This window comes from Streptomyces sp. NPDC107538 (genome assembly GCF_055657445.1).
In genome coordinates this window covers 426,491-444,257 of sequence record NZ_JBVKAY010000003.1, presented here as the reverse complement: position 1 = coordinate 444,257, position 17,767 = coordinate 426,491, and the positions used below count along the sequence as shown (strand labels likewise).

The 17,767-nt window shown below is 71.8% G+C and carries 15 protein-coding genes; 8 read left to right on the top strand and 7 right to left on the bottom strand.

The genetic code is table 11. The annotated features are described in order from the left end of the window. Positions 1 to 236: 236 nt before the first annotated feature. The gene (locus ACZ7MG_RS12490) at positions 237 to 1,184 is read right to left on the bottom strand and encodes a hypothetical protein (RefSeq protein ID WP_471382038.1); all 948 of its coding nucleotides are present in this window, start codon (positions 1,182 to 1,184) and stop codon (positions 237 to 239) included. 517 nt (positions 1,185 to 1,701) lie between these two features. Between ACZ7MG_RS12490 and ACZ7MG_RS12485 the strand changes: the two genes are divergently transcribed. From ACZ7MG_RS12485 to ACZ7MG_RS12475, 3 genes are all read left to right on the top strand, one after another. Beyond that, complete coding sequence (locus ACZ7MG_RS12485; protein ID WP_005483357.1) at positions 1,702 to 1,905, top strand: cold-shock protein; 204 nt, start codon at positions 1,702 to 1,704, stop codon at positions 1,903 to 1,905. Between the two features lie 94 nt (positions 1,906 to 1,999). Further along, complete coding sequence (locus ACZ7MG_RS12480; RefSeq protein ID WP_471382040.1) at positions 2,000 to 3,571, top strand: DEAD/DEAH box helicase; 1,572 nt, start codon at positions 2,000 to 2,002, stop codon at positions 3,569 to 3,571. Positions 3,572 to 3,704: 133 nt separating this feature from the next. After that, positions 3,705 to 4,304: a tellurite resistance TerB family protein gene (locus tag ACZ7MG_RS12475; protein WP_471382042.1), complete on the top strand. Its 600-nt coding sequence runs from the start codon at positions 3,705 to 3,707 to the stop codon at positions 4,302 to 4,304. A gap of 22 nt (positions 4,305 to 4,326) precedes the next feature. Here the strand turns inward: ACZ7MG_RS12475 and ACZ7MG_RS12470 are convergent, their stop codons facing one another. Then, positions 4,327 to 5,451, bottom strand: a complete 1,125-nt coding sequence (locus ACZ7MG_RS12470) for a M28 family peptidase (RefSeq protein WP_471382045.1) — start codon at positions 5,449 to 5,451, stop codon at positions 4,327 to 4,329. Between the two features lie 303 nt (positions 5,452 to 5,754). After that, entirely contained in the window at positions 5,755 to 7,113 is a 1,359-nt protein-coding gene (dacB, locus tag ACZ7MG_RS12465) for a D-alanyl-D-alanine carboxypeptidase/D-alanyl-D-alanine endopeptidase (protein WP_471382048.1), read from the bottom strand. 561 nt (positions 7,114 to 7,674) lie between these two features. On the opposite strand from dacB, the gene ACZ7MG_RS12460 reads away from it, so the two are divergent. Both ACZ7MG_RS12460 and ACZ7MG_RS12455 read left to right on the top strand, forming a co-directional pair. Then, a complete protein-coding gene (locus ACZ7MG_RS12460) occupies positions 7,675 to 8,088 on the top strand; it encodes a VOC family protein (RefSeq protein WP_471382051.1) in 414 nt (137 codons plus the stop codon). Positions 8,089 to 8,161: 73 nt separating this feature from the next. Then, positions 8,162 to 9,118, top strand: a complete 957-nt coding sequence (locus ACZ7MG_RS12455; RefSeq protein ID WP_471382053.1) for an alpha/beta fold hydrolase — start codon at positions 8,162 to 8,164, stop codon at positions 9,116 to 9,118. Here ACZ7MG_RS12455 and ACZ7MG_RS12450 read toward each other — a convergent pair. Then, positions 9,105 to 10,682, bottom strand: coding sequence for a carbohydrate-binding protein (locus tag ACZ7MG_RS12450; protein ID WP_471382056.1), 1,578 nt, complete (start codon positions 10,680 to 10,682; stop codon positions 9,105 to 9,107). The genes ACZ7MG_RS12455 and ACZ7MG_RS12450 overlap by 14 nt on opposite strands. A gap of 354 nt (positions 10,683 to 11,036) precedes the next feature. On the opposite strand from ACZ7MG_RS12450, the gene ACZ7MG_RS12445 reads away from it, so the two are divergent. Together ACZ7MG_RS12445 and helR are read left to right on the top strand one after the other, a co-directional pair. Then, the gene (locus ACZ7MG_RS12445; protein WP_471382059.1) at positions 11,037 to 12,458 is read left to right on the top strand and encodes a glycosyltransferase; all 1,422 of its coding nucleotides are present in this window, start codon (positions 11,037 to 11,039) and stop codon (positions 12,456 to 12,458) included. A gap of 103 nt (positions 12,459 to 12,561) precedes the next feature. Continuing rightward, positions 12,562 to 14,862, top strand: coding sequence for an RNA polymerase recycling motor ATPase HelR (gene helR / locus ACZ7MG_RS12440; RefSeq protein ID WP_471382946.1), 2,301 nt, complete (start codon positions 12,562 to 12,564; stop codon positions 14,860 to 14,862). Positions 14,863 to 14,897: 35 nt separating this feature from the next. Here the strand turns inward: helR and ACZ7MG_RS12435 are convergent, their stop codons facing one another. The 3 genes from ACZ7MG_RS12435 to ACZ7MG_RS12425 all read right to left on the bottom strand — a co-directional run bounded on the left by ACZ7MG_RS12435 (position 14,898) and on the right by ACZ7MG_RS12425 (position 17,503). Further along, positions 14,898 to 15,392 (bottom strand): hypothetical protein, encoded by a 495-nt coding sequence (locus ACZ7MG_RS12435; protein ID WP_471382061.1) that lies wholly within the window; start codon positions 15,390 to 15,392, stop codon positions 14,898 to 14,900. Positions 15,393 to 15,504: 112 nt separating this feature from the next. Continuing rightward, positions 15,505 to 16,734 (bottom strand): helix-turn-helix domain-containing protein, encoded by a 1,230-nt coding sequence (locus ACZ7MG_RS12430; RefSeq protein WP_471382064.1) that lies wholly within the window; start codon positions 16,732 to 16,734, stop codon positions 15,505 to 15,507. Between the two features lie 184 nt (positions 16,735 to 16,918). Beyond that, a complete protein-coding gene (locus tag ACZ7MG_RS12425; RefSeq protein WP_471382065.1) occupies positions 16,919 to 17,503 on the bottom strand; it encodes a hypothetical protein in 585 nt (194 codons plus the stop codon). Between ACZ7MG_RS12425 and ACZ7MG_RS12420 the strand changes: the two genes are divergently transcribed. Beyond that, positions 17,502 to 17,630: a hypothetical protein gene (locus ACZ7MG_RS12420; RefSeq protein ID WP_471382067.1), complete on the top strand. Its 129-nt coding sequence runs from the start codon at positions 17,502 to 17,504 to the stop codon at positions 17,628 to 17,630. The two genes, ACZ7MG_RS12425 and ACZ7MG_RS12420, sit on opposite strands and share 2 nt — an antisense overlap. The last annotated feature ends 137 nt before the right edge of the window (positions 17,631 to 17,767 follow it).

The window sequence follows — 17,767 nt, the reverse complement described above, 5'->3', positions numbered from 1 at the left end:
TCGTCGTCCGCGGGCCCGGTGGGGCTTCTCGCGCAGTTCCCCGCGCCCCTGAAAAGCATGGGCTACGCCCCATGCTTTTCAGCCCCGCCCCCGGTCACCTTTCTGGCTACGGAGGGCTGGTCTTTCAGGCCCGTAGGGGCCTGTGTCTTTTAGGGGCGCGGGGAACTGCGCGAGAAGCCCCACCGGAGCCGCACCCGCCGACGAAGCCCAGCGCCCCCCGACGAACCGCGCCCCCTCTAACCCATCGCGCGCTGCTGCCACGCAGTGAAGGTCTGGAGGGGGTCGCCGTTGTCCAGGGCCCAGGGGTAGGGCGTGACCGCCCCGGCGATCGCGCGGAACACCTCGCCCGCCTCCCCCGCCCGCTTCGCCTGCACCAGCGCGTACGCCAGCAGGTTGAGGTCGGCGAGAGCCGCCGCGTGGGTCAGATAGCCGGGGCGCGGCCAGTCGGCGAGGGCGCGGTTCAGGGCCGCCACCGCGTTCGGACGGCTCCACAGGTGGACCGCGGTGAGGGCCTCCAGCCCGCCCTGGTCGAGGGTGCCCTGGTAGAGGTCGATGAGGGCCGCGATCTCCAGCCCCGCCGTCGGCGCCGTGGGCGCCGCCCCCGCACGTACCCGGTCCAGGAAGTCGACGGTCTGCGCATGCGAACCGCACTCCCACGGCGACAGATAGCCGAGCATCTGGAAGTGGGCCTCGCGGTGCCAGGGATCACGGCGGACTATCTCGTCCCAGAGCGGGAAGACCTCCGCGGCCGGCCGGCGCCACAGCCGCAGCAGCCCGAGACGCACCACCCACGGCGTGGGGTCCTCGGGCCGCAGCGCGGCGGCCTGTTCGCAGGCGTCGAGCGCCTCCCGGGTCTCCCCCGGCACCGGCTGCTCCTCGTACCGCGCCCGCAGCAGGACACCCCAGGCGAACAGCAACTGGGCGTCCGGCTCCCGCATCTGCTCCTCGGCCCAGGAACGCTGCAGCGCCGGTGACGCCGACTCCGCGAGGACACCGATCCGGTGGGCCCGGCGATCCCAGTCCCGGCCACTGTCGCGCAGCAGCTGCTCGATCATGGCCACCGCGAGACTGCGGCCACCCGAACTCCCCCTCTCCACAAGGCGCTTGCGCACCTTTCCGAGGTCGGAGTCGTCGAGTTCGGGAGCGAGTCTGGTCGTGCTGCGTCGGCGACCGAGGAGAGCCATGGCCGGAGAGTAACGAATTTTGGTCGCACAGTGATGGTTCGAGATGGACGTATGCAGATCCGATATCCCGACCGGCCCCCGACCGGCTCCCGGCCTGATCCCCGCCTGATCCCGGCCGGGGAACGAGGGCGAGCACGGCAGCCGTCCGGGGACGCCGGCGGCGCGCGGTGGGCCGCGCGTCATCCGGTCGGCGTACCGGGGCCGACATTTTTGGCTTTTCGCCCGATCCGGCACTCGGCCGGACATGGGGCGGCCACGGAAACGCCCGGCCCAGAATTTTCGCTGGCTGTGTCCGGTGTCTCCCCCCACGCACCCCGACCCTGTGCTACCTTGACATGAAGTGGCAGTTTTGGTTACCAGAGGCTTCTGAGTGCTCTTCGACCTTCCGTCGACGAGCACTCTTTGTTGTTTCCGGGACTTTCCGGGACTTTTCGAATCTTCCCGTCGGGTCGAACCGTGCTGCGACACCGGGTCCGCAAAGTGTGGGCTCCGGGCACTGCATCAAGGGAGTTACAGCATGGCATCCGGCACCGTGAAGTGGTTCAACTCGGAAAAGGGCTTCGGCTTCATCGAGCAGGAGGGTGGCGGCCCCGACGTCTTCGCCCACTACTCGAACATCGCCACCTCCGGCTTCCGTGAGCTTCAGGAAGGCCAGAAGGTCACCTTCGACGTCACGCAGGGCCAGAAGGGCCCCCAGGCCGAGAACATCGTTCCCGCCTGACGCTGACGCTTAACGCATGAGCCGGGGCCCGCGCCCGAAGGGTGCGGGCCCCGGCTCATGTGCGACAGGCGCCGCCGCATCGAGGAAGGTCCCCATGAACCGCACGGCTCGTACGAACAACAGCAGCTCCTCCCGCTCCCGCACGGAGAAGGGCTCAGCCGCGCGCACGGACAAGGGCGCCACCGGTGCCGGCGCGGCGCGGGGCAACCGCACCCGCGCACAGGGGACGGGATCCGGAAATGCGAAAGCGGCCGGTGCCGCCAAGGGCGGCTCGTCCAGGAACGGGCGGGGCAGCCGGCGTGGTGGGCGGACCCCCGCGGCCGTGACCGGCGGCGAGTTCGCGCTGCCCGTCACCGTGACGCCCGCGCTGCCGGCGGTCGAGGCGTTCGGTGAACTGGAGCTGCCCGCACGGCTGTTGGAGACGCTCCGCACCGAGGGCGTGACCGAGCCGTTCCCCATCCAGGCGGCGACGCTGCCGAACTCACTGGCCGGACGGGACGTCCTCGGCCGGGGCCGCACCGGCTCGGGCAAGACCCTCGCCTTCGGCCTCGCGATGCTGGCCCGTACGGCAGGACAGCGGGCCGAGCCCCGGCAGCCGCTGGCCCTCGTCCTCGTCCCCACCCGGGAACTGGCCCAGCAGGTCACCGACGCGCTCACCCCGTACGCCCGCGCGCTGCGGCTGCGGCTCGCGACCGTGGTCGGCGGCATGTCGATCGGCCGTCAGGCGAGCGCGCTGCGCGGCGGTGCCGAGGTGGTCGTCGCGACGCCCGGGCGGCTCAAGGACCTCATAGACCGCGACGACTGCCGGCTGGACCGGGTCGCCATCACCGTCCTCGACGAGGCCGACCAGATGGCCGACATGGGCTTCATGCCGCAGGTCACCGCGCTCCTCGACCAGGTGCGGCCCGACGGTCAGCGGCTGCTGTTCTCGGCGACCCTGGACCGTAACGTCGACCGGCTGGTCCGCGACTACCTGCACGACCCCGTCGTCCACTCCGTCGACCCGTCCGCGGGCGCGGTCACCACGATGGACCACCACGTGCTGCACATCGAGGACGACGACAAGCACGCCACGACGACCGAGATCGCCGCCCGCGACGGCCGGGTGATCATGTTCCTGGACAGCAAGCACGCGACGGACCGGCTGGTCAAGAAGCTGTTGGCGGTCGGGGTGCGGGCCGCCGCGCTGCACGGCGGCAAGTCGCAGTCGCAGCGCAACCGGGCCCTGAAGCAGTTCAAGGACGGCGATGTGACGGCCCTGGTCGCCACGAACGTCGCGGCGCGCGGCATCCACGTCGACGACCTCGACCTCGTCGTCAACGTCGACCCGCCGGGCGACCACAAGGACTACCTCCACCGCGGCGGCCGTACGGCCCGGGCCGGCGAGTCCGGCACCGTCGTCACCCTCGTCCTGCCGCACCAGCGCCGGGACGTCACCCGGCTGATGGCCGTCGCCGGGATCACCCCGACGACCACGCGCGTCCGCTCCGGCGACGCCGACCTGAACCGGATCACCGGCGCGCAGGCCCCCTCGGGCGTCCCGGTCGTCCTCGCCCCGCCGGTCACCGAACAGCCGCCCACCCGCCCCTCGGCGTCGCGCGGCCGCCGGAGCCGCCCCTCCCAGAGCCGCCGCCGCGCACCCGCGAAGGGCAACGGCGGCCGTTGACACCGGTTCGGTTCCGGACCGCCCGGCCGTGGAACTTCCCGGGGGGTGGGAGGCGTTCACAGGAAGACGTGCGGAACGCACGCGGACGACCGGAACGACCGGCACGACACGGGCTGAAGCCGAGGTGGCACGCATGGCGATGTGGGATCGGATCAAGGACCAGGCCAAGGGTCTGCAGCAGCAGGCGCAGGGAGCGCGGGGCGGCAGCGGACACGGGCGGCCGGGTGCCGCGGGGCCCCTGGGGTCCATGGGCGCCGGCGGGTCCTCGGGATCCGGGCGGTCGAGCGGCGGGTCGAAGGCCCAGCTGGTCAGCGCGCTCAAGTCCCAGCTCACCTCGCTCAAGACGGAGCTGAAGAGCGGGGCCTACCGGGACGCCAGCATGGCCATGTGCGCCCTGGTTGCCGCCGCCGACGGGCATGTTGACCCGGCCGAGCAGCAGCACGTCGAGTCGCTGATCCTCAACAACGACGTCCTGCAGAACTTCCCCGCCGACCAGCTGCGGCAGCGCTTCCACAAGCACGTCGAGTCGCTGTCCCGTAACTTCCAGCAGGGCAAGGCCGAGGCCATGCAGGAGATCGCCAAGGCCGCGAAGAAGCCGACGGAGGCGCGGGCGGTCGTCCAGACCGGGTTCGTGATCGCGGGCGCGGACGGGTACATCGCGCAGACCGAGGAGCAGGTCCTGCGCGAGGCGTGCGCGGTCCTCAACCTGTCGCCGCAGGAGTTCGGCCTCTGACAGCGGCCGGCGAAATGCCGCTCTACCTCTCCTGATCCCGTTCGGGCCTGGGCCACTGCAGCGCGGTGGCCGCGGTCGCGGCGGTGACGGCGGCGAGGCGTTCGTAGTCGAGCCGGTCCGGGGTGTCGGTGGGCCGGTGGTAGTGCGGATTGCGGAAGTTCGCGGTGTCGGTGAGCATCAGCGCCGGGACGCGGCGGTTCCAGAAGGCCGCGTGGTCGCTGCGGCCCAGGTTGTTCAGGGGCGGCACCAGCAGTCCGATCAGCGCGCCCAGGGCGCCGTCCGGGCGGGGGTCGCACAGGGCCATGGAGGGCAGCGCCGGGTCGGTGTGCTCCGCCGCGCGCTGCCAGAGGCTGGCGGCGGCGGCCGAGGAGCGCCGGTGCACCACGAGCCCGAAGTCGCCGCGCGATCCGGCGGAGCGGACCTGGGCTGCGACGCCGGGGAAGAGCAGACCGAAGCCGGCCGGCAGGCGCTGGGTCCCCGGGTCGTCGGCGAAGTAGCCGACCGACTCCAGGCAGATCATGCCCTCGATCCGCCGCCCACCACCGGCCTCCCGGCCCAGCTCCCGGACGGCCGCGCGGGCGCCGATCAGGCCGAGTTCCTCCATGTCGAACAGCACGAGGATGACGTCGGCCGGCCGGTACGCCGCCCGGCCCAGCACCCGGGCCAGCTCCAGGACGACGGCCACGCCGGACGCGTTGTCGTCCGCGCCGGGGACGCCCGCGACGCTGTCGAGATGCGCGCCCACGACGACGGTCGGGCGCGCCCCCGCACCCGTACGCGCCCTCGTACCCGCTCCCGCCTCCGCACCCGTACGGGTCCCCGTCCCCGGTAGCTCGGCGACGAGGTTCGCGCCGCGCAGTCTCGGGAACAGGCGGAGCCGGAACGGGCCCGCCGGGTGGCCCCGGCCGACCTGGTGGTCGGTGACGCCGAACTGCCAGCGCCGGTCGAAGGGGCGGCGTTCCACCGTCCAGCCCGCCAGGCGCAGTTCGTCGGTCGCGTACTCCTCCGCGCGCCGCATCCCGTCCGGCGCGCGCCGCCGGCTGCGCGGCTCGGCGGCCAGTGTCTCCACGTCGTGCCGCAGTCGGCCCGGGTCGACATGGGCCCGCAGGCCGGTCATCAGGGCACCGAGGTCGGTGGACGCCCGCATGGTTCTCCTCGCACGTTCGGTCCGGTCCCGAACGGCAGGGCTCCGGGCCGTACTTGTGCACGATATGCGGGCGCGTGTGTCCCACGGACGCCGGCCGTCCCCACTGCCGGCGTCCGTGAGTTCTGGGGGGCGGGGCGCGCCAGGAGGGTGCTGAAGATCTTGGCCGGAGCAGCGAGCGGCGTCTGGTGCGTGCAGCTGCAAGGCGCCGGAGCGTCCTCGTAGCGGAGCTACTAGGACGTTTCGGCAACGCGGCAGATGTGCGTGCCAGACGCCGGGAGCCCGGCCAAGATCTTCAGCACCCTCCTAAATCCAGCAGCCGTTCACCGTGGCGGCCAGGCCGTCGAGCGCGTCCTTGATGTCGGACGGTCCGGCGGTGGAGTCGTTCTCGATGAAGGAGAACACCTTCCACCGCCCGTCCTGCGCCTTGGTGAGACCGCTGAGCGCTACGGCGCCGGTGAGGGTGCCGGTCTTGGCCTTGACCTGGCCGACGGCGCAGCTGGAGTCGGCGGTGTCGAAGCGCCCGAACTCCGGGCCCAGCGTGGCACCGGCCTCACCGGAGACGGGCAGCCCGTCGACGATGTACTTCAGCGTCTGCGCGTGCCGGGGGTCGGCGGCCAGGTCGACGATGTCGGCGATGGTCCTCGCCGGGATGCGGGTCGTGCGGGACAGTCCGCTGCCGTCGTACATCGCGAAGTTGTCGAGGGAGACGCCGTACCGGGTGAGGACGTCGCGGACGACGGCGGTCCCGTCCTCGAAGGTGGCGGAGCGGCCGGCGCCGAGCGCGGTGAGCCGCAGCAGGGACTCGGCGATGTCGTTGTCGCTGACCTTGAGCATCTGCTTGACGATCGTGGACAGCTTGTCGGAGGTGTGCGTGGCGACGGGCACGTCGCCCTTGCCGACGACCCCGCGCGTGACGCCCCCGTCGACCGTGACCCCGCGCTCGGCGAGGAGCTTCGCGAAGACGCCGCCCGCGTCGAGGGAGGTGTCGTCGACGTTGTGGGAGTCGACGACCAACGCGCGTACGGGGGCGACGGAGTCGGGGTAGTAGCCGGTGTTCCAGCCGTTGGCGAGCGTCGGCTCGGGGAAGAGGCTGTCGTCGATCCGGACCTTCACCGAGGTGAGCCCGGCGCTCTTCAGCCCGGCGACGGCGGTCTTGGCGAGCGCGTCCAGGTCGTCCGTGGTCAGCGTGCGGTCGCCGCCGCCGACGAGGGTGAGCGTGCCGTCGCCGTACACGACCTTCGTGGTGAGCCGGTGGTCCGGGCCGAGCACGGTCAGCGCGGCGGTGGAGGTGGCGAGCTTCGTGTTCGAGGCGGCCATCAGCGCGGTGTCGGCGTTGTGACCCCACACCACCTTGTCGGACTTGGCGTCGATGACGACCCCGCTGAGCGTGCTGCCGAGACGGGCGTCCTGGCTACGGGTGTCGAGGTCGTTCGCGATCTTCTGCTCGGCGGCGTCGAGTTCGGTGGCACCGGCCTTCGCGGTGGCCTTGCCGGCCGTCTTGTCGGTGGTCTTGTCGGCGGCGAAGGCGGACGTCCCGGCCAGGATCGTCCCGGCGACGGGGGTCACCACCGCGAGTACGGCCGCCCGCCGGAGCGCCGGGTTCGGGGCCTTGGCCTTGCGGTGCCGGCCGGTCGCGCGCGGGGAGGGGGTGGGGCTGGGCATGGGAGGGCCTCGGTGGGGGGTGAGGAAATCTTGAAAGCGAAAGTAACAGCCACGACTCCCCCTACCGATGGGTACTTTGTGAAGACTTGACGCGCTGTCTTCCGTTTGTGACGGCGGCCACGCCTGGTCGGGGCACCGGGGGCGCCTCACAGCTCGGGGATGCGGGTGTGGTGGCGGGTGCGGGTCCGGTGGGGCTTCTCGCGCAGTTCCCCGCGCCCCTAAAAGACCAGGCCCCTGCGGGCCTGAAAGACCAGCCCTCCGGCGGCCCTGAGAGGCAACCTGGGGTGGGTCTGGACCGTGACGAGGTGGGCGCCGCGCAGCCGGGCGTGGTGCCGGGGGACGGGAGAGCTGGGGCAGGGGCATCCCGCTCCGCGTGGCCGACTCGGAGGGGGTGAGCGGTTCGCGGGCGATGGCGCGGGCGCGGCGCTGCCGGCCGGGGTCCCGCGGCACCGCGCCCCGAGGCTTCCTGGTCACCGCTCCCGGCATGCCGTTGTCAGTGCCGGGGGCTAGTCTCCGGGACAACTGACCGTATGCCCGTTTGTCCGTTTCAGGGAGGTTCTCATGGTCTCGCGACTCAACCCCTACCTCAATTTCGACGGCGACGCCCGGCAGGCGCTGGAGTTCTACAAGGAGGTCTTCGGCGGCGAGCTGGCACTGAACACCTTCGGCAGCTTCGGCCAGCCGGACGCCCCGGAGGCCGACCAGATCATGCACGGCATGCTGGAGGCGCCGAACGGCTTCACCCTCATGGGCGCCGACACCCCGCCCGGCATGGAGTACCGGCCCGGCGGCGGCTTCTCCGTCAGCCTCAGCGGTGACGACGAGTCCGAGCTGCGCGGCTACTGGGAGAAGCTCTCCGCGGGCGGCACCGTCTCCGTCCCGCTCGACAAGCAGATGTGGGGCGATGTCTTCGGTATGTGTACCGACCGCTTCGGCGTCCCGTGGATGGTCAACATCAGCGAGCCGCAGGGCTGAAGCCGCGCCGCGCCGGGCGCCCGCACAACCCACGGGTACGACGCCTCGTTGAGGTCCACGGCACCACCGGACGGTGGCGGCCACCGACCCGGCGGACGAGGAGACCCCCATGCCTTGGGCCAAGGCGAACGGCGTCGAGCTGTTCTACAAGACGGCCGGGCCCAGCTCCGGTGACCCGCTGGTCCTGGTGCACGGTTCCTGGGGCGACCACCACAACTGGATCCCGGCCCTCCCCGCCCTCACCGAACGGTTCCGCGTCCTGGTCTACGACCGCCGCGGCCACAGCCGCAGCGAACGCCCACCGGGACAGGGCACCCGACGTGAGGACGAGGAGGACCTGGCCGCGCTGATGGAGATGCTCGACTTCGCCCCGGCGTACGTCGCGGGCAACTCCTTCGGCGCCTCCACCACGCTGGGCCTCGCGACCCACCGCCCCGACCTGTTCCTGGGCCTGGTCGCCCACGACCCCCCGCTGACGGGCATCGTGGGCGACGAGCCACCGGCCGCGAGCGACGCCGGGGGTGGCGCGAGCGACGCGGGGGGTGGCGCGTCCGCCGCCCCCGACCCGCGCCCGCTCCTGACGGACATCGCCGGGAAGTTCGCCTCCGTCCTCGCCCACCTCCGCGCGGACGACTTCCCGGCCGCGGCCCGCCAGTTCACCGACGAGATCGCCCTGGGCCCCGGCACCTGGGACGGGCTACCGCCCCCGGTCCAGCAGACCTTCCTGGCCAACGCCCCGACGTTCCTCGACGAACACGGCGACCCCCACTGGGCCGACCTGGACCTCCCCCGCCTCGCCGCCTACACCGGGCCGGCGCTCCTCACCAGCGGCACGGCCGGCCTGCCGTGGTTCGCCCCGATCACCGCCCGCCTCGTCGAGGCCCTCCCCCGGGCGGCGACCCACACCTTCGAGGGCGCGGGCCACATCCCGCACGTGACCCACCCGGAGGCGTACGCGCGTGCCGTGACGGCCTTCGCCGAGGGGACCGGGGGGACCGGTACGGCACGCGGGTCCGTCAGCCGAAGCTGACGTTCAGTCTGCCGTCACTGGCGAAGGACCAGTTCAGGCCACCGGAGTACGAGGAGCAGCGGGACCCGTTCGTCCCGGACCAGAACTGGTTGGAGCTGTCGGAGCTGCCGATGATCCGGTCGTTCGTGCCACTGCCGCTCCGGCACGACGTGTTGTCGCGGAACACCGACGTACCGCCGTCGAAGTTGAAGTTCCGCTCGGTGTTGTCGATGCTCACGTTGCCCGAGACGGCCATCGTGCCCGGGTTGCTGTTCCACGTGAAACCGTGCTTGCCGTTGTCGTAGGCGATGCTGCGCCGCACGATGTGGTTGACGGCGATGTCGTCGCCGCCGAGCTTGTAGCCGTTGCGGTCGCCGTTGCCGGCCTGCGAGCCGTCGCTGAGGGTGCCGTTCTCGTAGGCGAGGGAGTCCTCGATGGTCACCGGACCGATGGGGCCGGTGTCCGGCTTGGTGTAGAGGTCCCAGCCGTCGTCGATGTTGTTGTGGGCGACGGCGTACCGGAACACGTTCCCGGGCCCGGTCGTCAGCTTCGCCGCGAAGCCGTCCGCGTCCTCGCCGTCGGAGTCGGCGTTGTCGTGCGACTCGGCGCTGAGGATGAGGTTGTTGGCGGGCCACTCGCTGCTGGGCGAGGTGGAGGCGATACGGCCGAGCTGGAGCCCGGTGTCACGGTTGAAGCGGGTCACCGTGCGCTCGATGACGTTGTTGCTGCCGCCGACGTAGATGCCGTTGTCCCCGGCCCGCTCGACGACGAGGCCCTTGACGTGCCAGTACGAGGCGTTGAGCTGGAGGCCGCGGTTCGACGAACTCTCGCTCTGTGCCGAGAAGTTGAGGACCGGGGTCTCGCCCGGGTAGGCGGTCAGGGTGGTCCGGGCGGCGGCGGTGGCGGAGCTGCCGACCGGGATGGTGACGGTGGAGGCGTGGGCGTACGTGCCGCCGCGCAGGTAGATGGTGCCCCCGGCCGTGATCCGGCTGATGGCCGAGGTGAGGGTGGTGGGGGCGGAGACGGTACCGGCCGCGCCGTCGGTCCCGGTCGGGGAGACGTACAGCGCGGAGCTCGACGGCGGGGGTGTGGTGGAGCCGTCGGGGACGTTCGCGTCGAGGTGGTCGATGTTGGGCAGTCCGGTGGCGGCGGTGGGGTTGATCCGGATGACGTTGCTGCCCGAGGTGACGGGCACGGTCAGCGTCTTCGTCGTCCACGCCGTCCAGGTGCCGGTGGTCTCGAAGGAAGTGGTCGCGGCGGTCGTCCCGTTCACGGTGACGGTCGCGGCCCGTGCGGCGGTGGTGCCGTTGGCGAAGCGGACGAACAGGGTCGCCGTGCCCGATGCGGGTGCGGTCACGGTGAACTGGGCGTACGCGCCGGCGGCGTTGGTGCCGTTGCAGAATCCGCTGCCCGAGTAGCCGGTCCAGTCGGAGTCGATCGTGCCGGTGCAGACGGCGGGCGCGGTCTCGGCCTCGTAGCGCGTGGTCGCGGCCTGCGCGGCCGTACCGGACCACGCGACGAGCAGGCCGGCGAGCAGCGCGGCGCTCGCGGTGGCGATCGTGGGTCTGGCGTGGATCGATTGCATCGTCGGTCTCCAGGGATGAGGGTCCAGTCCAGAACGATCCGATGGAGAAAGCGCTTTCTCTGTGGGCGAGTGTCGAGGGATGACTTGGACACGTCAATAGATCCGACGCAGATTGCGTTCACATGGATGAACTGGAGGGGCGGTCTGGGGTATCCCGCTGAAGATCATCTGAGGATGTGAACGAGCGCGCGCACAAAAAAGAGCAAGGAGGTAAGTCCTCTCCTTGCCTGTCTCAACGTATAGCGCACCTGGGGGCTTGCGGCAAGGCCCCCGTCGTACCGCAGAATCCTCGACCTGAGCACTGAGCCGATGTCGATGTCGATGTCGATGTGAATGAAATCCGGGGGCGCTTTGATGCGTGTGCTGTTGGCGAACTACGACTCGCGCGGGGGCGTCGAGCCGCTGGTCGGACTTGCCGTCCGGCTGCGGGAACTCGGCGCGGAGGTGCGGGTGTGCGCGCCGCCGGACGAGGAGTTCGCGCGGCGGCTGTCCGATGTGGGCGTACCGCTGGTGCCGTTCGGGCGTCCGGTGCGCGCGCTGATGACCGGGGCGACACCCCCGGGGCCGGGGGGTGTGCCTCGGCGCGCGGCCGAGCTGCTCGCGGAGTTCGACACGGTCGCGGAGGCGGCGGAGGGCTGCGACGTCCTGGTGGCGACGGGCCTGCTCCCGGCCGCGGCCTGCGTCCGCTCGGTGGCCGAGAAGTTCGACATCCCGTACGTCTACGCCAGCTTCCAGTCCGTGTCGCTGCCGTCGCCGCACCATCCGCCGATGCAGCGACCGGGGCACCCGTTCCCGGCGGACATGACCGACAACCGGGCGCTGTGGGAGTTCGACGCGTGGAGCGCGGACGAACTGTTCGGCGGGGTGTATGCGGAGCATCGGGTGGAGGTGGGGCTGCGGCCGCTGGAGGGACCAGGGGACGGGGAGGGCAGCGGGACGGGGACGGGGACGGGGACGGGGCTGCGCGACCATGTCTTCACGCGGCGGCCGTGGCTGGCGACGGATCCGGTGCTGGATCCGTGGCGGGAGCCGTCGGACCGCGAGCCGTCGGATCGGGGGCCGTCGGATCGGGGGCCGTCGGATCGGGGGCCTTCAGGGTGGGAGCAGTCCGATCTCGACGTCGTGCAGACCGGTACGTGGATCGTGCCGGACGAGCGCCCGCTTTCGGACGGGCTGGCGGCGTTCCTGGATGCCGGGGCGCCGCCCGTGTACGTCGGCTTCGGGAGCATCGCGATCGGTGGCTCGGGGGAGGTCGCCCGGGCGTGCGTCGAGGTCGTCCGCGCGCACGGCCGCCGGGCGATCGTCTCCCGGGGCTGGGCCGAGCTGGGTGTCGTCGACGACCGCGGCGACTGTTTCGTCGTCGGCGAGGCCAACCACCACGCCCTCTTCCGCCGCGTCGCCGCCGTCGTCCACCACGGCGGCGCGGGTACGACGACCACGGCGACCTGGGCGGGCGCACCCCAGGTGGTGGTGCCCCAGGGCGGGGACCAGCCGTACTTCGCGAACCGGGTCGCCGAGCTGGGCATCGGCGTGGCCCACGACGGCCCGACCCCGACGTTCGAGTCCCTGTCGGCTGCGCTGAAGGTGGCGCTGGCGCCGGAGACCCGGGAACGGGCGGCCGAGGTGGCGGGACTCGTCCTGCCGGACGGGGCGGCGAGGGCGGCGCGGCGGCTCTTCGACGAGTACGCCCCGCACACCCAGCACACCCAGCACACTCAGGACACTCAGGACACCCAGCGCACCTCGTTCACCTCGGATACCTCTTACACCTCGTAGCAACCCGGAGGCGTTCGCTGCGACCCGGAAACTCAGCAAGCCGGAAACGCAGCGACCCGGAAGTGTGCGGACCATGCAGAAGACGACGTTCGGAGCCCGTGAGATGAACCCCCCGGCCACCAACCCCAACACCCCCACGCCCCCCACCGACCCCACCACCTCCGGCACCGCCTTCGCCCTCCCCGACCGCCTCTCCGCCAAGGCCGACCCGGCCCTGATCGCCGCCGACGAGCGGCACTTCGCGGCGCTCGCCCAGTGCCTCGAAGACTCGATCGCCGAGGTGTCGGCCCAACTGGACGCCGCCCGCAGGGCCCCCGGCGGCCTGGGCCGGCACGCGATGGACCGCGACACGGAGATCCACCGTCTGACCGCCCGCCTGCGCACCCTGCGCCGCTTCGGGCTGGACCTCTGCCTCGGCCACATGGTCTCCACGGACGACCCGGAACACCCCGTCTACATCGGCCGCCTCGGCCTCACCGACAGCGCCACGGGCCGCCGCCTGCTGATCGACTGGCGCTCCCCGGCCGCCGAACCCTTCTTCGGCGCGACCCACGCCAACCCGATGGGCCTCACCAGCCGCCGCCGCTACCGCTGGACGAACGGCCGTATCAGCGACTACTGGGACGAGGTCTTCTCCCGCGACGAACTCGACGGTCTCACCGACCACCACACCGCCGCCCTCGACGACCAGTCCGCGTTCATCGCCAGCCTGGGCACCAACCGGTCGGAGCGTATGCGGGACGTCCTCGGCACCATCCAGGCCGACCAGGACGCGATCATCCGGGCGAGTTCACGGGGCGCTCTGGTGGTGGACGGCGGCCCCGGCACCGGCAAGACGGTCGTCGCGCTGCACCGTTCCGCGTACCTCCTCCACGCCGACCCCCGTCTCGGCCACCGCCGGGGCGGCGTCCTCTTCGTCGGCCCCCACCGCCCGTACCTCTCCTACGTCGCCGACGTCCTTCCGAGCCTCGGCGAGGACGGCGTACAGACGTGCATCCTGCGCGACCTGGTCGAGGAGGGCGCGGCGGCCGGTGTGGAGCCGGACCCGGAGGTCGCGCGCCTGAAGGCGTCGGCGGCGCTGGTGGCCGGGATCGAGAAGGCCGTCCGCTTCTACGAGGAGCCGCCCACCAAGGGCATGACGGTCACGACGCCGTGGTCCGACATCCCGTTGACCCCCGCCGACTGGACCGCGGCCTTCGAGGCGGCGGAACCCGGCACCCCCCACAACGAGGCCCGTCACCAGGTCTGGGAGGAACTCCTCACGATCCTGACGGACAGGTACGAGTACGAGCGCGAGGCGGGGGCCGCGGCCGGCCCCGGCGGGGACCCGGACTCCGAAACGGCCGTACCCCCGGCTCTCCTCCGCAAGGCCCTCCTCCAGAACAGGGAGCTGGTCACGACCTTCAACCGCGCCTGGCCCCTGCTGGAGGCGGCGGACCTGGTCGGGGACCTGTGGACGGTACCGGCGTATCTGCGCCTGTGCGCCCCCTGGTTGAGCCGTGACGAGGTCCAACTCCTCCAGCGCGCCGAGCCGGGGGCCTGGACGACGTCCGACCTGCCCCTCCTCGACGCGGCCCGCCAGCGCCTCGGCGACCCGGAGACGGCCCGCCGCAAACGCCGCCACGAGGCCACCCTCGCCGCGCAGCGCGAGCGTATGACCCAGGTCGTGGACAACCTGATCGAGGCGGTCTCCAACTCCGGCGCCGACGCGGACGACGGGGAGGGCCTGGTGACGATGCTCCGCGGCGAGGACGCCCAGGTCAGCCTGGTCGACAACTCCGAGCTGCCCATCCTCCCGCCGGACCTCCTGGCCGGCCCCTTCGCCCACATCGTCGTGGACGAGGCCCAGGAACTGACCGACGCCGAGTGGCAGATGCTGCTGCTCCGCTGCCCGTCCCGCAGCTTCACGATCGTCGGCGACCGCGCGCAGGCGCGGCACGGCTTCACGGAGTCGTGGCAGGACCGCCTGAAGCGGGTGGGCCTGGACCGCGTGACCCAGTCCTCCCTCACCATCAACTACCGCACCCCGGAGGAGATCATGACGGAGGCGGAGCCGGTCATCCGCGCCGTACTCCCCGACGCGAACGTCCCGACCTCGATCCGCAGCAACGGCGTCCCGGTCGCGTACGGCCCGGTGTCGGACCTGGCCACGACCCTGGACACCTGGCTCTCCACCAGCGACGACGGCATCGCGTGCGTGATCGCGACCCCGGGCTCCAGGGGCACCTTCCCCGCGAACCCCCGCGTCCGGTCCCTCACCCCCGAACTCACCAAGGGCCTCGAATTCGACCTCGTCGTCCTCATCGATCCGGAGACGTACGGCGAGGGCATCGAGGGGGCGGTGGACCACTATGTGGCGATGACGAGGGCGACGCAGCGGCTGGTCGTCCTGACGAGCGGTTGACGGGGAGTGGCTGACGAGGGCCGTCGCGGCCGTGTTCAGCCGCGGCGGGCGGCCCCGTCCGGCCACACCACGTCCACGGGGACACCGGCCGCGCGCGCTTCGAGGACGGCGTCGGCGGTGCCGCCTCCCCTGCCGGTGGGGGGTGCGCCGTCCCATACGGCGACGAGGCGGTCGGCCCGCTCGATCAGTACGGCGTTGGCGGCCTCGTACGCCTGCCGGTCGGACGTGTCGTAGGGAAGCGCGACGACCTCCTCGGCGGCCTGGACGAGGAGGTCGTAGGAGGCACCGTGCTCGGGCTCGACCACGCTCCGCCGATAGTCGCGGGAGGGCACGACGACGACCAGCCGTCCCCCTGCGGCGAGCACGGCCTCGGCGAAGAGCGTGTCGGCCCCCTTGGCGATGCAGGACACCCCGACGAGCGGGCCGCCGCCCTCGGCGTACGGCCTGAGCAGCTCGTCCAACGCCGCCCGCACCAGGGGCACGCCGGCCTCGGTCAGATCCAGGTGCCCGGTCACCGCGATGGTGGTCATGACGTGGCGTTCTCCCCCACTCGTTACGTCGTTACGGGCCTTCGGCCAGTAGGTCCAGCTAACAGGTCTAGTAGATCCAGTAGATCTAGTAGGTCTAGTAGGTCTAGTAGGTCTAGTAGGTGTCGAGCGGGACCCAGCCCCGCTCTCCCGCGTCGTTCGTGCCGTACCAGTAGTGCGGCATTCCCTTGATGCCGGTGGTGTGGAACGGGCGGCCGTCGTCGTCGATGCGGATCGTTCCGGTGCGGCCCTGGGAGGACCATTCCAGTTCGAGGTACCAGCGGGCGTCGTACGTCTGGGTCGTCGCGTCGACCAGCAGCACCTCCGGGTCCTCGGCGGAGACGCGGTAGGGGAAGTGCACGGCCGGGATGACACGTCCGCCGTCGGCGCCGTCCTCGCCGTCCTTCGGGCGGGCGGTGGGGCGGTCCGCGTCGAGGTTCACGGTGAAGCGGCGGGGCGTGAGCTCGCTGCCGCAGCCCTGGCCCATGGCGTACGCGTTCCCGGGGCCCGGGGTGCCGCGGCTGACGACGCGGACGCGGAGCGCCTTCAGGACCACGGCCGTGGACGAACGCCCCTGCACCGAGATCTCCACCTTCGTGCGCCGCCCGTGCACCGCGTCCTGCGTGGCCGCCCACACCCCGGCGTCCTGCTCCAGCGGGGGCGGCGGCACCTCCGCGGGGGGCTTGCGGATGACGTAGTCGTGGTCGCAGCCCTTGTCCCAGACGAGGGGGTCGACGCTCCAGGTGAGGGGGAGGTCGGGGGCCGGTTTCGTGTACGTGTCCGTGTCCGACGGTTCCGCTGGTTCCGCTGGTTCCACCGGTTTCGTCGAGCGGCCGGGTGCGCCGGCGGCGGTGGTCCGGGGGCTCGCGGGGTGGGTGGCGGTCGCCTCGGAGGGGTGGTCGTCGGGCAGGAGGACGGCCATGCCGCCGGCGGTGGCGAGCAGTGCGCAGGCCACGGCTGTGGATGCGAGGACTCGGGGGCGGCGGTACCAGGGGCGGGGAGTTGGAGCGGGGGAGCGGTCGTCCGGGTCGGGGACGCGAGCTGGGGCGGGTGCCGGGGTCGCCTCCGCCGGGGCATCGAGCGTACGCACCCGCTGTCGAGCCGCCACCGCGGACAGCCACAGTCGGTGCAGGTCGAGCCGCTCCTGCGCGGTGGCACCGCAGAAGGTCGCGAGCCGCTCCACGGGCGCGAAGTCCTGCGGCACCGCCTCGCCCGCGCAGTACCGGTACAGCGTGGAGGTGTTCATGTCGACGCGGCGGGCCAGGGAGCCGTAACTCCGGCTGGTACGGTCCTTCAGCCGACGCAGCAACGCCGCGAACTCCTCGGCATCGTCCTGCATCGGCATTACTCCCCCGTCGCCGCCGGGATCCCGCATCCCAGGCCCTGCTGTTACTGCACGTCGACTGGGCGGGGATGGTTCCACCCGGGCCCGCCCAGCCCGGCCGGGTGCGCTGGGCTGGGCTGAGCGGGGCTGGGCTGGGCGGGGCGGGGCTGGGCTGGGCTGGGCGGGTCCGGCGGTCGCTCCGCCGTCAGCCGGCGGCGCTGGTGGTCCCGATCTCGGAGATGCGGTTGTACCGCTCCACCAGCACGAAGAGCTTGATCTTCTGCGTCGTCGTCCCGCTGCCGTAGGTCAGGGTGACCACGACCTCGTGGCTGTGCCCCATGCTGCCGTTGTCGGTCACCGTCCACCGCGCCGGAACGTTCTGGGCACGCAGGACGCCGTCCACCCCGTTCTTGTTCTCCCAGGCGGCGAGCCGCTTGGCGAAGTCGGGCGTCAGGTAGTGCGTGCGGAGGGCCTTGGCCAGCGTGACGTCCGGGTCCGTGTAGTCGCCCTTCGCGTCGATGTACGCGCCGTAGAAGTCGGCGACCCGGGTCACGGCCTGGCCGGACGTACCGGTGACCGACTTCGCGGAACCGGTGGTCGACTTCGCGGTACCGGTGACCGACTTCGCCGCGGTGGTGGGCGCCTTCGCGGGGACCTGGACGAACGCCTGTGCCGACCCCTGCGCCACCACACCGAGCCCGACAGCGAGCACGAGGCCGACGGCGGTTGCGCGAAGCCCCGGACGACGGCGTACGAGGGATTTCCTGTTCACGTGTGTGTTGGTGTCCATGTGTACGTCTTCCTTCTCCAACTCAGAGCTGTCCCGGTACACGGGTGCCGGGCGGGTGTCGTCGCTCTCCCGTGGCCGGGGCGGTTCGTTGCGCCTCGGCCGGGGCGACACCCAGAGCTTCGAGTGACACCGGGGACCGCCACAACAGCCACCGGACCATCCCCGCCCCCGGAACGGACCCACCCTTGTTGACCTGCGAAGAAGGAGGTAGCGGGTATGAGTTGGAACGCCTTGGAACGCGTTGGAACGCCTTTGACCGCCTTC